Source organism: Sporomusa sp. 246TCP1 (assembly GCF_057319775.1).
Genome location: NZ_CM170492.1, coordinates 3884869 through 3900098, shown reverse-complemented (window position 1 = coordinate 3900098; position 15230 = coordinate 3884869). Strand labels below are relative to the sequence as shown.

Here is a 15230-nt window from a genome sequence, read left to right as displayed (position 1 = left end):
CAGGAGTGGATACGATGGACGTTTTAGCTATGCTTGTAAATGGTTTTTCTGTGAGTATGTCGGCGGCAAACCTGCTGGCTTGTATAAGCGGTGTGCTTATCGGAACACTGGTGGGGGTTTTGCCTGGCATTGGGCCGGTAGGGACAATGGCCTTATTGCTCCCTTTTAGTTTTACTATGGATGTCACCACTGCGCTTATTATGTTTGCGGGGATTTACTATGGCTCTATGTATGGTTGTTCTACGACGTCGATTCTGTTGAATGTTCCTGGTGAAGCCTCTTCCGTAGTCACGTGTATTGACGGCTATGCGATGGCTAAAAAAGGACGGGCCGGAGCGGCACTGGCGATTGCGGCCATTGGTTCTTTGATTGCCGGCACAATGGGTCTTGTTGGATTAACCTTCTTTGCACCGATTTTGTCCGGGTTTGCCATAACCTTTGGACCGCCGGAGTATTTTGCCATTGCCGTGCTCGGGTTGTTAATTCTTATGAGATTAACAGGTACTTCGATGCTCAAATCCGGTTTGATGGTGACAATCGGGATTATGCTGGGGACAATAGGCTTAGACAGCCTGACTGGTATTAACCGGTTTATCTTTGGCATTGATGAATTACAGCGCGGCATGGAATTTTCCATTGTGGTGATGGGATTATTCGGAGTTGCTGAGATCCTGCATACCCTGGTTCAGTCTGAGGCTAACAATAAGATACAATCTGTCCGGTTTCGTGAGTTGTATCCCAGCAGGGAAGAATGGCGGCGTTCGCTGGGACCTATTTTTCGCGGCGGGGTGATTGGCTTTTTAGTGGGTTTAATTCCCGGGCCGGCAGCCACTGTCTCAACTTTTGCCTCCTATGCGGTAGAAAAGAGACAAAGTAACCGGCCGGAAGAATTTGGCCAGGGGGCCATTGAAGGGGTTGCAGGACCGGAATCGGCCAATAACGCAGCAGCTTCGGCAACCATGATTCCGTTATTATCCATGGGCTTGCCGTTTTCCTCCTCTGCCGCCCTTTTGCTGAGTGGTTTTATGATTCACGGGGTTATGCCAGGCCCGACCTTAATGACGCAAAATCCGGATTTGTTTTGGGGACTTGTTGCCAGTATGTATATTGGTAATGTGATATTGCTGATCGTGAATCTGCCGCTGGTGGGACTGTTTGCCTATTTTCTAAAAACCCCGTTAAGAATTCTTATGCCGATTGTTTTGATCATTACGCTGACAGGTGCTTATTCGATAAATAATAGTCTTTTCGACCTCGGTCTGTTAACTGCCTTTGGTATTCTTGGTTTTTTTATGAAACAAACAGGCTACGAACCGGCGCCACTGGTTCTGGGACTTATGTTGGGTCCTATCCTGGAAAACGGGTTAGTCCAGAGTCTGATTATTGGCGATGGCAGTATTTGGTATTTCCTTTCACGTCCGATCTCTGGTACTATTCTGTCGCTTAGTATGGCTTTGCTGTTTTTTAACGTATTTCTCTGGTTTGCAAAAAGAAGGCAGAGCAAAAAATATAAAGCTGAAATGGGGGGTATAGTGACTAAAGATAAGGGTTTTCTAGTCCTGGGGGTACTCTTTTTAAGTATGGCAATGATTCTGGGGGGATGTACTATGGGAGCAAGAGAGAGTGTGGCTGCTGAGCAATATCCTAGTAAACCAATTACAATAATTGTGCCCTCTGCCGCCGGTGGAGGTTCAGACTTGATGGCAAGGGCGCTGGAAAAGTCAGCCTATAAGCATCTGGGCCAGCCGCTGGTGGTAGTTGATATGCCTGGCGGCGGAGCCACCCTCGGCATGAATGAACTTGCCGGCGCCAAACCTGATGGCTACACAATTGGCGTTGTTGCTACAAGCGCAATATTGCAACCACTTATTGGGCAGACAAGATACCATTATCCTAGTGCCTTGGAACCGTTAGTTAATGTTGTATCTTCACCCGTGGTAGTGGCCTGTCTTACTGACAAACCATGGAAAAACTTGAGTGAATTGGTTAGCTATGCTAGACAGCATCCTGGTGAAATCAAGTTTGGACATTCAGGGTTGGGTACGTCAGTACATGTTACGGAAGAAACGTTTGCCAGAAAAGCCGGTATTACGATCAAGCAAGTTCCTTTCCGGGGTGGTGAATCAGAAGCTTTGGCGGCTCTCTTGGGTGGGCATGTGCAGCTTATTGGAGTATATAATCCAGCAGTTATAAAAGAACACGTAAAAAGTGGTACTATCAGAATACTGGGGGTTGCAGAGGAGAATAGACTAACCCTCCCTGGCTTTGAGGATGTGCCAACCTTCAAGGAACAGGGAATAGATGTAGCTTTTAACTTTTGGACGGGAATCGCTGCCCCTAAAGAAATGCCGCTAGCGGAAAAGGCCAGACTGGCAGCCGGTCTCAGGGAAATGGTCAATGACCCTGAGTTCAAAGAGAATATGGAGAAACTGGGAATGTCAGTCCATTATCTGGGGCCAGAGGATTTTGGTGACAGATGGATAGCTGATAATAAGAAATTAACAAAAATAGTAAAAGAGACCGGAATTGCAGAACTTATTGCAGCTCAGAAAAACTAATATTGCTTGCTTATCCGGTAGCTGTCCATCTCTTCTTCTTAACATCGGTAGCTGGTTTCCTAAAAAAAGGGAAAGCCCAAAATAAAAATGTAGAATGGAGGGGATCGTGATTAGAAACAAGAGGTTCTTTGTCCTGTTGGCGGTCTTCGTAAGTATGACAATTATTATGGGGGGATGTACTATGGGAGCAAAAGAGAGTACGGCTGCTGAGCAATATCCTAGTAAACCAATTACAATAATTGTGCCGTTTGCTGCCGGTGGAGGCTCAGATATACTGGCAAGGGCGCTGGAAAAGTCAGCCTATAAGCATCTGGGGCAGCCGCTGGTGGTAGTCAATATGCCTGGCGGCGGAGCCACCCTCGGCATGAATGAACTTGCCGGCGCCAAACCGGATGGCTATACAATTGGCGTTGTTGCCACAAGCGTAATATTGCAACCACTTTATGGGCAGACAAGATACCATTATCCTAGTGCCTTGGAACCGTTAGTTAATGTTGTATCTTCACCCGTGGTAGTTGCCTGTCTTGCTGACAAACCATGGAAAAACCTGAGTGAATTGGTTAGCTATGCCAAACAGCATCCTGGAGAAATCAAGGTTGGTCATTCGGGACTGGGTACATCAGTACATGTTACGGAAGAAATATTTGCCAAAGAAGCCGGGATTACGATCAAACAAGTGCCTTTCCGGGGCGAATCGGAAGTTCTTGCGGCTCTCTTGGGTGGGCATGTGCAGCTTATGGGAGCGTATAATGTAGCGCCCTTAAAAGAACACGTAAAAAGCGGTACTATCAGAATACTGGGAGTTGCAGAGGAAAATAGATTAACCCTCCCAGGCTTTGAGGATGTGCCAACCTTCAAGGAACAGGGAATCAATGTAGCTTTTAATTTTTGGAACGGAATTGCAGCCCCTAAAGAAATGCCGCTAGCTGAAAAGGCCAGATTGATATCAGGGCTAAGGGAAATGATCAATGACCCTGAGTTCAAAGAGAATATGGAGAAACTGGGAATGCCAGTCCATTATCTGGGGCCAGAGGATTTTGGTGACAGATGGATAGCTGATAATAAGAAATTAACGAAAATAGTAAAAGAGACCGGAATTGCAGAACTTATCGCAGCTCAGAAAAACTAATATTGCTTACTTATCGCCCATCCCGAAGACGAGGGATGGGCACAGTTATTTTTTGTCTGGCTGGAAAGTGCTGGAGTTGTAATGAGATAAAACATCAGCGATATAGCACGTTGAGAAGACGAATGATAATATTGTATTTATATAGTAGACAAACAGTGAAGAAATTCAAGATAATTAGTGATAGCTATCACTAATTATCTTGAAAAAGCTCGGCGGATGTAATATAATGTAGAACTATAGTAAACAAGGTTAAAAAAATACTATAAAAGTATTTAGACAGGATACTTTTTATAGTATTTGGAAGGCCAACATTTCCTGAGCCTGAAACCATTCGTTGGAGAGTGCCGTTATCAGGCTCACTTTATGCGGGGATTGGAGATGCAAGGCAAGGTATTGTGGCCAAAAAAGAGGGGAGAAATTTACAAAATGAGTAGGTCAAGTGTAAAAATGGTAGCTGTGCTAACAGCAGTACTGCTAATTACCGGTGTTTTAGCCGGCTGTGGCGGTACATCATCTAATGAAATCAAAATTGGTGTATTAAATGAAATGACTGGTGGTAATGCCACCATGGGTACCTCGTCAGCCAATGGTGCCAAAATGGCGATTAAAGAAGCCAATGCCAAAGGTGGTGTACTTGGCAAACAGATTAAAGCGATTGTTGCTGATAACAAAAGTGAGCCCTCAGAGGCTGCCAATGCGATGACTAAACTGGCAACCCAAGATAAAGTTGTTGCTATTACCGGGATGTTTGCCAGCTCAAATGCCATTGCTGCTTCCAGTGTAGCTGAAGCAACCAAAATTCCTTTTCTGGCAGTAGGTGCCACCAACCCCAAGGTAACTGTTGATGAAAAAACCAATAAAGTAAAAGACTATACCTTCCGGGTATGTTTCATTGATCCCTTCCAGGGTACTGTTGGTGCTAACTTTGTACTTAATACCTTACAACTCAAAAAAGCTGTAATCTTAGTTGATAACAGCAGTGATTATAGCAAAGGCTTAGCTGCTTTCTTCAAGGATGCCTTTACAAAAGGCGGCGGTACAGTACTTGCCGAAGAAGCCTATCTGCAAAAAGACCAGGACTTCAAAACCATTTTGACCAAGGTCAAAGCACTCAATGCTGACATTCTGTATGTACCGGGATATTATGAAGAAGTAGGTAAAATTGTTAAACAAGCCCGTGAAATGGGGATTACTGTTCCTATGGTTGGCGGCGACGGCTGGGATTCACCGAAATTAGTAGAAATCGGTACTCCGGCGGCCTTAGATAATACCTATTTCACTAATCATTACTCTGTGGATGACACCAGCGCCGAATCCAAAGCCTTTGTTGAGGCCTACAAAAAAGAGTATGGCCAGGCACCTGACGCCTTGGCAGTACTTGGTTATGATGCTGCTAATGTGTTAATTGATGCCATTAAACGTGCCAACAGCACTGAGCCGGCTAAAATTCGCGAAGCATTAGCTGCGACTAAGGATTTTATGACCGTAACTGGCTCGACCACCTTAAATGCCACCCATGATGCTGTAAAAAATGCCGTCATCATTGAGATGAAAGATGGCAAGCAAATGTTTAAAGCCACTGTAAAACCGTAAACGGTTAATCACATAATAAGCAGTCACTTAGTTAAGTGGCTGCTTATTTTTTATAAGTTTATTGACGGTAGTAAGGCCGTCTGTTATAATGACCATAAAAATACACATATTTTTCGGCTAAGGTGCCCCTTAAGGGGAGAATAGGGAAGTCTGAGTATGGGAAGACTATACATAGGCGCGGGCCCACCACTGTACCAGGGAGATCTTACACGGCCACTCGTCAAGGGGAAGGCGTAAGAGTTAATGAACTGGGAGCCAGGAGACCTGCCTTATACCGCAACCATCCTTCATGGACAAGAAGGCTTTTTTGGGCTTAACCAAAAAAGCCTTTTGTTTTTGAATCAGAGAAATAATGGAGGTTATTATGAGTTTACTGCAAGCAACAGTAGCGAAAATTATGAGGCCGGATACAGTAATTAAAGATCAGGTAAAGACTAGACTGGCAGGTGTGTTACAGTCAGCAGGCAGCCTGGGACGATTGGAAGATATGGTTGAGCAGTATGCGGGGATAACAGGCGAGCTGAATCCGGCACTGCCTAAGCCTTGTATGGTGGTAGCTTCAGCTGACCATGGGGTAGCCAGACGAGTGGTGAGTGCCTATCCGATAGAAACAACAATTCATATGACAGCCAATTATCTTATCTCCCAAGGTGCAAGTGCCAATGCCTTTGCGAACTTCTGCGGTGCTGATATGGTTGTGGTTGATATGGGCGTTGCTGGCGATCTGTCATATGTTCCGGGACTGTGGCATCGCAAGATTGCCTATGGCACACAGGATTTTACCGCAGGCCCGGCGATGACGCGTGAGCAGGCCATCCAAGCAGTGGAAACAGGCATTGATATTGTTAATGACCGGGTGAAACATGGCTATAGTTGTTTTTGCCTGGGGGAAATGGGCATTGGTAATACCACGTCCAGCGCTACCATTGTTGGAGCATTCACCGGTCTCGCTCCGGAGAAAGTTACCGGGCGGGGCACCGGGATATCAGACAGCCGCCTTAAAACCAAGATGGACATTGTCGGTCAGGCTTTAGCTGTGAATAAACCGAATCCTCAGGATGGATTAGATGTTCTAGCCAAAGTGGGTGGATTTGAACTAGGTGCATTAGCCGGCGTAATTCTTGGCTCAGCCGCCAACCGCTGCGCTGTCGTCATTGACGGGCTCAACACGACGGCGGCGGCTTTAATCGCCAATGCCATTCATCCTCTGAGCAAAGAGTATATGTTTGCGTCGCACCTGTCCGGTGAACCGGCTCATATTATTGCGTTGCGTCAGCTTCAGTTAGAAGCTTGCCTGGAGCTGGGAGTCCGGCTAGGGGAGGGTATTGGGGCTTCAATGGTTGTCGATATGCTCTATGTGGCCATTAAGCTGCTAAATAATAGGGGAGGCAAAGCCAATGCTTGAAGAACTAATTGCAGCCATAAAACCACTTGATAGTATAGCGATGGAACGGTGTCAGCGGCGGGTCGATAATCTGACCAAGCCGTTAAATAGTCTGCATTCCTTTGAACACATTGCCTGTAAGCTGGCAGGAATTAGCGGCAATCCACGGCCACGGGCGCTGGAAAAAAGCATCATTATTATGGCCGCTGATAATGGCATAGCAATTGCAACTGACCAACAGCAACTGACAACAGCAGCTCGACTGACCGGCTTTTGTCAGGGGCAGGCGCCCATCCAGGTGTTTGCCGCCCATGTTCAGGCCAGACTAATTATGGTAGATATTGGTGTTGCAGCCGACCTGCCGCACTCGCCGGTAGTATGCCGGAAAAAGCTGGCTTATGGCAGCCGCAATAGTACCGAAGGTCCGGCTATGACTCGCGAACAAGCGATACAAGCCATTGAAGTGGGAGTAAGAATAGCACAAGCAGAGATTGCGCGCGGCTGCCAGGTGATCGGCTTGGGCGAAATGGGGTTGGGCGGTTTGGCTGCCGCTATGGCAATTGTCGCCTGCTGCCAGGATCGTCCACTACCTGGCTTGACTGGACAGGAGGCAGAACTTGTCAATAGAGCCATCGCAGTCAACCGCCCAAATACTGCTGATCCCTTGGATATTTTGACTAAGGTAGGTGGTTTTGCTATCGCCGGGTTAGTAGGCGTTATTCTGGGGGCTGCGGCCGGGCGGGCGGTCGTGGTGTTAGACGGTTTAGCCACAAGTGCGGCCGCCCTGATTGCCATTAATCTGGTTCCAGATGTTAAGCCCTATTTGATAGGCTCCCACTTTGCTGCTGAGCCAGCCCATGAGACAGCCTTGGCATTGCTTGGTGTACCGGCCTATATCCAACTTAAAATGAATCTGGGAGAGGGGACAGGTGCAGCACTTGGGATGTCGGTAATTAACGCCACGCTGCATATGCTAAATGACATGAAAACCTTTGGTGAGGCCGAAGTCGCTGTGGCACAGGATGGACCAGGTGCTCTGCGGCAAAGCAAGGATGTTAGAGATTAGCAAGCTATGACCAAAGCATATGAATTCTGGCTGTTATGGTTTTGTACCTTATGGGCCTTATTGTTTAAATCAGTCTTCGTAATCGGTGTTGTAAATTGCACGGAATTTTTTAAGGCCGCTTTCGCCGATGTCTGGTCGGTTGTACCTACCTACAATGTTTATCTGGCCTTTATTATTATCCCGCTAGCTTTGGTTTTCACCCTAAAGGGACAGCACCGCCTGTGGCTGTTGCTGCTCTGCAATGCCTTGTTTTCCTTGCTCTTGCTCTTTGATCTCTGGTATTTTAGGGCTTTTGGCATGTTTCTCTCCGTGCATGTTGTCAGCCAGGCGGCGAACCTAACTAATCTCGGCAGTAGTATTTGGTCTATGAGCCAGTACGAGGATATCCTGCTGTTTTTAGATTTCCCGGTATTGCTGATTATTGCTGGCTTAGCTTACAAGCGCGGTAAGTTACCGGCAAGCAACAAGCGGCTGGCTGGGCTGTTGCTCAGTGTTGCTGTCGGCTATTTGCTTTATGCCCATTATGTGTTTGATGTATCGCCAGCACGCGGCGAGAAACAGTTCCTTTTCGCCATGTGCTGGGCTCCCAGTCAAACGGTGACCGGTTTATCACCTATAGGGTATCACCTTTTTGATGCCTATACCTATGTTGCCGATTCCCGGCCACTGGTACTTAGTGAGCCCGAAAAAACGGCAATTGCTGTTTGGTACAATGAAAAAAAGGAAGTCCGGCCTGATAATGAGTACAAAGGCCTTTTTGCTGGTAAAAACCTTATTTTTATTCAGGTAGAATCCTTAGAAAACTTTTACTTGAAAAATTCTGTTGACGGTCAGGAGATTACGCCCAACCTGAACCAACTATTAAATAACAGCCTGTATTTCTCTAATTTCTATGAGCAGGTTAGCAATGGCACTACCGCGGATGCGGAGTTCATGGCCAATACGTCTGTCTATCCGCTGCGCCGGGGCACTGAATATTTCCGCTATCCTAACAATACTTATAACTCATTGCCCAAACTTATGGATAAGCAGGGCTATATGACACTGGCGATTCACCCTGATAATAAATCCTATTGGAATTGGCAGTATAACATGGAGTCTATTGGTTACAAGTTATGTTTGGATTCTTCAAACTTTATTATGGAGGAACAAATTGGGTTAGGCTTAAGTGATGGCTCGTTTTTTCGTCAGGTGGTTCCCATCCTTCAGGAGCAGCGTAGTCCCTTTCTAGCATTTATGATTACGTTGACAAATCACAGTACCTATGAGCTGCCTGACAACTATAAGGAACTTGTGCTTGATGATAAAATTGCCGGTACCATGCTGGGAAAGAGTTTCCAAACCGTGCGTTATACCGATAGGCAAATAGGGAATCTGCTGACATTATTGGAGCAAGGAAAGCTGCTGGATGACACAGTTGTGGTAATTTATGGCGATCATACTGGCGTACACAAATTTTATTCCCAGGAAATAAGCGCTATCACACCTGCCGAAGCTTGGTGGCAGGATAATCAACACAAGGTGCCGCTAATTATCTATCAGAAAGACCTGAAAGGTCAGGAAATTAGAACAAGTGGGGGGCAGATTGATATCTTGCCAACTGTCGCCTATCTGATGGGGATTGAGGAAAATGAATATGTGAATACAGCTATGGGGAGAAACCTGCTCAATACTGGCAAAGATTTCGCTGTATTGGCTGATGGCCAGTTTGTCGGCACAGCGGCAAGCGAACAGGAGCACTCGCTTGCCGTAATAGGCTGGGAATTGGCTGATAAAATTATCTGCAGCAGCTATTTTGGTAAGCGGCAGTAGTCGCGATCCATCCCGGACATATTTTTACCAAATTCGGGCGTGTCCAGAACTAATATCTACTTTTACAAGTGGTCCGTCTCCCTGACCACTATGTCCTTGAAAGGAGTTGGTACCATGCACCTGATAACCGGCTTTCGGCAAATCAATATCTATGTTGCCTGACAATGCCATAGCTTCTACTTTAAATGGCGTAGAGACAGCCCCGACATGGATTGCTAAATATCCTGATTCACTTTGAAATACCGCATCATTAACAAGCTCATTGAGACTGACCTCAACATGTCCGGAACTGCTTTCGACATTAAGCTTACCAGTGGTATTTTTAATTTCAACATGACCAGATGAAGCTATTACGGATATTTCGTCGGCTTTACAGTTTCCCATTTTAAGCCTTCCTGAGCTCATAGTTACTTTTAATATTCCTGTCTCCAGGGAATCTATCACCAAACTGCCTGAACTTAGGTGTAAAGTTAGTGCATCATACTCTTGGGGCGGCAAAAGCAATTCAAAACTAATTTTTGGCCCTTTGCCCCAAAAGGGAAATAGCAAAGAATCGAGCCATTTCTTTTGGTTACCGATTTTAAGATACAAAATGTCTCCCCACATTTCTTCTTGCACCAGGTCTTCGGTGTGCAAATTACCAGCAGGCGACCAGCCAGAAATTCGAATAGTAGGATAAACTACATCAGAACGCAGCACGCGAACATCGCCGGAACTAATAGCTATTTCCAAGTTTTTGGCGGCTGATGATTTAACCATATACGTATCTGATATTCTGGTTTGACCGGCAGCCATATAAGTATCATTACACTGACCAAACATAAATAAGGCGGCATTGCCGCTAAGGCCAATCATCAAAACAACAGCCGCAATGATTGAAATTTTTTTTAGCACTCTGTCCATCCTTATTTCCCCCTAATAATCTGCACATTATACTGTAAGTATTTTATAAATACCTTGCCAGCCCAGCGAGTTACCAGTATCATACCTAATCCGAGCAGTGTACCAGTCCCCACTGTCATCATGGATGTAAAAAGCCACGATAAAATAGCGCCTAAACCGCTCGGAAAACCAGCCCTTAGCGGCAGCAGCACAGGAATCAAAATCAAGACAATAGCGACAACATAACAAGCAACGAGTACGCCAACAACGCCAATAAGCGGTCCTAATACAAACACCAGATTCAAAAAACCTAAACTAACCGTAGCAAGTACAGCCCGGACAATAGTAGTAATGGAGATATTCTCTACCGCTTGCGTGACATGATAATCAGCAAGGATTTCTTTAGCAATTGCCTCTGGATTTCCGAGAGCAGTGGCAATTTCAGACTCACTTTTACCGTTGGCAACGCCGCTGATAAAATGTTCCTCATAATCGTAAAGAATATCTTGCCGTTCTTGTGCCGGGATGTTTTTTAGAGCCATTTCTAACTTTCCAAAAAAATCCTGTTTGGTCATTCTCCCACTCCCTCTGCAATAATACGGTCAACCCCACTGCAAAATTCACGCCATTCTTTAATTATGTCTTGCATGTACATACGGCCTGTAGCTGTCAGTCGATAATACTTTCGCGGTGGTCCCTCTGATGATTCGATGAGATAGGTCTCAAAATATGCTTCCTGCGTCATTCTGCGCAATAGTGGATAAATGGTTCCCTCAGCAATCTGAAAATTTTCCGAGATTTTATGCGCTAACTCATAACCATAAGTATCCTGCTTGGCAGCCAACACAAGCACACACATTTCCAGCGCACCTTTCTTAAACTGAGCATTAATAAATATCACTTCCTTTTATACCCATTTACTATATGGTAACACTCACTATGTAACAATGCAAGGTACTGAGCATAAATTATTATAAAAATACAAAGCAGTATGGGTAGAGAGCAAGAAAACATAATTTTTGGCGGCTGTTCATCATTTAAATGAGCAGTCGCTTGTTTAATTGTTATTGCTAGTTAAGCTGCATTATGTCCTCTCTTTGATTTTTCCAATAGATTCTCTTTGTGGAAAAGTATACAAAATACATCGTAAAAGTGTACTAGACAGAGATTAAAAGTATGTGTATATTATACAATAGTTACAAATTTTAGTTAAGGAGAGGATGGAAGTGAGAAAGGATAACGATGTATTAGGAACGATAAACAGGGGTAATCCTGCTGAATCAGGCTTGTGCACATTATGCAGGGCAGATTGTCATGGCAAATGTGAAACTTGGCTGTCAAGTATTAGGGGCAGAAAGTTGTTATATCCTCGTGACTTTGGTGCTATAACTGCAGGCAGCGGCAATACCACTCATGTAGGCGTGTCTTACAACTCTTTACGTGTTCAAGGCTATAATTATGGTGCTCAAGGTTTGCCAAATGGCCTGTCAAACTCACAAGACGATTGTATATTTCCGAATGTTAGTACCGAGTGCGAATTTGGTAATGAAATTAAAACTAAGTCCAGAATGCCTCTGATGACCGGTGCTCTGGGTTCAACGTTTATCGCTGCAAAGTATTGGGAATCATTTGCTGTTGGCGCTGCACTTGTAGGTATTCCCATTGTTATTGGTGAGAATGTAGTTGGTGTTGATAAGGCTTCGGTTATCGGCAATGGCAAAATAACCGCAGCGCCTGAGCTTGACCGGCGGATTGACTGCTACTTACGCTACTATGACGGCTATGGCGCGATCATTGTTCAGATGAATGTTGAAGACACTAGAAATGGTGTTGCTGAATATATCATCAATAAATATGGCGATAAAGTTGTACTTGAACTCAAATGGGGTCAAGGCGCCAAAGATATCGGCGGGGAGATCCAGGTTACAGACCTTGATTATGCTATCTTCTTGAAGAACAGAGGTTATATTGTTGATCCTGATCCGACCGTACCTGAGGTTCAGGAAGCTTATAAACATGGTGCTATTAAGTCGTTTGCCCGCCATAGCAGACTTGGCTATACTAACCTGTCTTCAGCCGGCCAAGTTAGAGAAGCTTTCTTGAGCAATGTTCAATATTTGAGAAACCTCGGCTATAAGAGAATTTCGTTAAAAACAGGTTCTTATGGTATGGAAGCATTGGCGATGGCGATCAAGTTTGCGACAGATGCCAAATTGGATTTGCTGACAGTTGACGGTTCTGGTGGCGGCACAGGCATGAGCCCCTGGAACATGATGGAAGCATGGGGTGTGCCTTCCATACTATTACATAGTAAAGCTTACGAATATGCTACAGTACTTGCCAACAAGGGAAACAAGGTGGTTGACCTTGCCTTTGGCGGCGGACTTGCCAGAGAAGACCATATGTTTAAAGCACTTGCGCTTGGTGCTCCTTTCGTTAAGCTAATCTGTATGGGTAGAGCTATTATGATACCGGGTTTCTTAGGCTCTAATATTGAAGGGGCTTTACACCCTGAAAGAAAAGTTGCTGTTAGCGGCAACTGGGATTCCCTGCCGGTCAGCTTCAAAGAATACGGCTCGTCGCCGCAAGAAATCTTTGCCGGTTATCATGACGTACAGAAAAAAGTTGGTAAAGACGAAATGAAGAACATTCCTTATGGCGCAATTGCTATGTGGACTTGTGCTGATAAACTTAATGCCGGACTGCAGCAATTGATGACCGGTGCCCGTAAATTCTCCATGACTGAAATCGCCAGGACGGACATCTATGCCGGCAACCGGGAAACTGAAAGAGAAACTAAAATTCCGTTTATCACCGATGTCCAGAACGAAAATGCTTATAGCATTCTTAATTTATAATAATCATATGCAGTCACCAAGGGGTGCCTCAAAATGAATTGAGGCACCCCCATTTTGAGCACAAAGAGCGATAGCGCTTTTTTTATAATCAGGATGATCGGCAGAATTAACCACTAATTAACATCAGGTTAACACAAGCCTGTGCATACTATGACATAATAAAGACAAGTAAGTTATATATCCCTACTCCCCTAAAAAATAGATAACATATCATTTGTGCCGCTCTTTATAAGAGCGGCACAAATGATATACAGGACAGGTCTAGACATCCGGATGAGAGGGTGCAAGAATGGTTGATCGAGAAAATGGTATCCCCTATTACCGGCAGTTAATGAGTAGTATTCAACAACAGATAGAAGCCGGCTTTTATAAAGAAGGGCAGCAAATCCCCACAGAGATGGAAATGAGCAGAGCCAATCAGGTTAACCGCCATACCATCCGTCAGGCAATTGATGAACTATGCCGGATTGGGGTTTTATATAGGCTCAAAGGCAAAGGAACCTTTGTAGCTAAGGCCCCCTTAGATTCCATAGAGTATCAGTTGTCGACAAAAAATCGCTTTACCGAAAATATAGTGAAAGCTGGGAAAGTACCCAGTAATAAAATTTTCCGGGCTGTTGAGATGATTGCGCCAACGGTTGTTAAAGAAGCGCTGGCACTTGGGGCTGATGAGTCGGTTTACTGTCTCCATGTGCTGCGGTTTGTGAATGACAAACCATTTTTACTATCTCAGGTATTCCTGCCGGCAAAATATTTTCCCGGCCTGTTTGACCGCATTGCCAATTTCCAAACGTTATCCTTGCTTATTGAGCAATATGGTATCAATCCACGGCGGGTCAAATCTACGCTGCGGGCTAGCTTTCCCAGCCAGGAAGAAGCACTGGCATTAGAGATTCCGGGTAATATGCCGGTTATCAAGGTGGAGAATGTTCTAAAATCCCAGGATGATATCCTGATTGAATATAATCTTGCTTGCTATCGTGGAGACCTTGCAAAACTAAGTATAGCTTGGTGAAATTTGAGGAGGGTTATGATGAAAAAGCAACAGGTTGGATTATTTCTTGGTCTATGTCTGTTAGTTTTGACGGTGGTTATGGCAGGTTGTGGGTCGGGCGCAAAAAACACTGCTCAGCCGGTACCAGAAATGAAAGTATTGCGCGTTGGCGCAATTCCTGCCGAAGATGCTCAGAAAACACGGGAAGCCTATAAGCCGCTTACAAACTATTTAGAGAAAAAGACCGGGTTACCGGTAGAACTTTTTGTCGCCACAGACTATTCGGGAGTAATTGAAGCTATGCGGGGCGGCAAACTGGACATTGCCTATTTTGGACCGTTTTCTTATGTGTTGGCTGCAGACAAGGCCAATGCCGAAGCGTATGCTGTAGAGAAACGCAAAGGTTCAGGTACTTCTTATAAGAGCCTTGTCATTACTTCTCCTGACAGTGGTATTGAAAAATTAGCTGATATCAAGGGACGCACCTATGCTTTTGTCGACCCTGCCTCAACATCAGGTAATTTGATTCCACGCTCCGTCTACAAAAAGAATGACATTGATCCAGATAAAGATTTCAAAAGTGTAGTCTATGCAGGGGGGCATGATGCCGCGGCGTTAGCGGTAAAAAACCACAAAGTGGATGCAGCCTCAATGGACGATATTACTTACGGCAATATGAAAGAAAAAAACCTAATTAGTGACCAGGACATTAAGATAATTTACCAATCTGATCCTATTCCGGGCTCGGTTTGGGCATGGCGTAAGGATTTGCCTGAAACGCTAAAAGGAACGATTAAACAGGCTTTTCTGGAAGTCGCTAAAGAAGATCCAGCTGCTTTACGTGCTTATGGCGGTAAGGTAGAAGACTATGCTCCGGCTAAAGACGCTGATTACAATGTAATTCGTGAAACCGCCAAGATTCTCAACCTGGATTTGTCAAAGAAATAAAGTAAA

General features: G+C 45.0%; 12 protein-coding genes, 1 pseudogene and 1 riboswitch. Of the genes and pseudogenes, 10 read left to right on the top strand and 3 right to left on the bottom strand.

What is annotated here, in order from left to right; all coding sequences use genetic code 11:
• Positions 1 to 14 precede the first annotated feature (14 nt).
• From AC1ECB_RS18405 to AC1ECB_RS18375, 7 genes and pseudogenes are all read left to right on the top strand, one after another.
• Positions 15 to 1319 (top strand): annotated as a pseudogene (locus AC1ECB_RS18405) (tripartite tricarboxylate transporter permease); the annotation flags it as partial.
• Between the two features lie 288 nt (positions 1320 to 1607).
• Complete coding sequence (locus AC1ECB_RS18400; protein ID WP_485669369.1) at positions 1608 to 2558, top strand: Bug family tripartite tricarboxylate transporter substrate binding protein; 951 nt, start codon at positions 1608 to 1610, stop codon at positions 2556 to 2558.
• 181 nt (positions 2559 to 2739) lie between these two features.
• Entirely contained in the window at positions 2740 to 3687 is a 948-nt protein-coding gene (locus AC1ECB_RS18395; protein ID WP_485665140.1) for a Bug family tripartite tricarboxylate transporter substrate binding protein, read from the top strand.
• A gap of 426 nt (positions 3688 to 4113) precedes the next feature.
• Positions 4114 to 5280 (top strand): ABC transporter substrate-binding protein, encoded by a 1167-nt coding sequence (locus AC1ECB_RS18390; RefSeq protein WP_485665139.1) that lies wholly within the window; start codon positions 4114 to 4116, stop codon positions 5278 to 5280.
• A gap of 103 nt (positions 5281 to 5383) precedes the next feature.
• A riboswitch (cobalamin riboswitch) is annotated at positions 5384 to 5566 on the top strand.
• Between the two features lie 78 nt (positions 5567 to 5644).
• Positions 5645 to 6685, top strand: coding sequence for a nicotinate-nucleotide--dimethylbenzimidazole phosphoribosyltransferase (cobT, locus tag AC1ECB_RS18385; RefSeq protein WP_485665138.1), 1041 nt, complete (start codon positions 5645 to 5647; stop codon positions 6683 to 6685).
• Entirely contained in the window at positions 6678 to 7730 is a 1053-nt protein-coding gene (locus tag AC1ECB_RS18380; RefSeq protein ID WP_485665137.1) for a nicotinate-nucleotide--dimethylbenzimidazole phosphoribosyltransferase, read from the top strand. Before cobT ends, AC1ECB_RS18380 begins: the two co-directional genes overlap by 8 nt.
• A gap of 6 nt (positions 7731 to 7736) precedes the next feature.
• Positions 7737 to 9542: an LTA synthase family protein gene (locus AC1ECB_RS18375; RefSeq protein ID WP_485665136.1), complete on the top strand. Its 1806-nt coding sequence runs from the start codon at positions 7737 to 7739 to the stop codon at positions 9540 to 9542.
• A 24-nt stretch (positions 9543 to 9566) separates the two neighbouring features.
• Here the strand turns inward: AC1ECB_RS18375 and AC1ECB_RS18370 are convergent, their stop codons facing one another.
• From AC1ECB_RS18370 to AC1ECB_RS18360, 3 genes are read right to left on the bottom strand one after another with little or no spacing between them, the layout of a single operon-like run.
• Positions 9567 to 10445, bottom strand: coding sequence for a DUF4097 family beta strand repeat-containing protein (locus AC1ECB_RS18370; protein WP_485665135.1), 879 nt, complete (start codon positions 10443 to 10445; stop codon positions 9567 to 9569).
• Positions 10446 to 10447: 2 nt separating this feature from the next.
• Entirely contained in the window at positions 10448 to 10999 is a 552-nt protein-coding gene (locus AC1ECB_RS18365) for an HAAS signaling domain-containing protein (RefSeq protein ID WP_485665134.1), read from the bottom strand.
• On the bottom strand, positions 10996 to 11325 hold the full coding sequence (locus AC1ECB_RS18360; RefSeq protein WP_485665133.1) for a PadR family transcriptional regulator: 330 nt from the start codon (positions 11323 to 11325) through the stop codon (positions 10996 to 10998). Before AC1ECB_RS18360 ends, AC1ECB_RS18365 begins: the two co-directional genes overlap by 4 nt.
• Before the next feature lie 325 nt (positions 11326 to 11650).
• Here AC1ECB_RS18360 and AC1ECB_RS18355 point away from each other — a divergent pair, with 325 nt between their 5' ends.
• The 3 genes from AC1ECB_RS18355 to phnD all read left to right on the top strand — a co-directional run bounded on the left by AC1ECB_RS18355 (position 11651) and on the right by phnD (position 15224).
• Entirely contained in the window at positions 11651 to 13282 is a 1632-nt protein-coding gene (locus AC1ECB_RS18355; protein WP_485665132.1) for a glutamate synthase-related protein, read from the top strand.
• A 289-nt stretch (positions 13283 to 13571) separates the two neighbouring features.
• Positions 13572 to 14297: a GntR family transcriptional regulator gene (locus tag AC1ECB_RS18350; protein ID WP_485665131.1), complete on the top strand. Its 726-nt coding sequence runs from the start codon at positions 13572 to 13574 to the stop codon at positions 14295 to 14297.
• 15 nt (positions 14298 to 14312) lie between these two features.
• Positions 14313 to 15224, top strand: coding sequence for a phosphonate ABC transporter substrate-binding protein (phnD, locus tag AC1ECB_RS18345; RefSeq protein WP_485665130.1), 912 nt, complete (start codon positions 14313 to 14315; stop codon positions 15222 to 15224).
• The last annotated feature ends 6 nt before the right edge of the window (positions 15225 to 15230 follow it).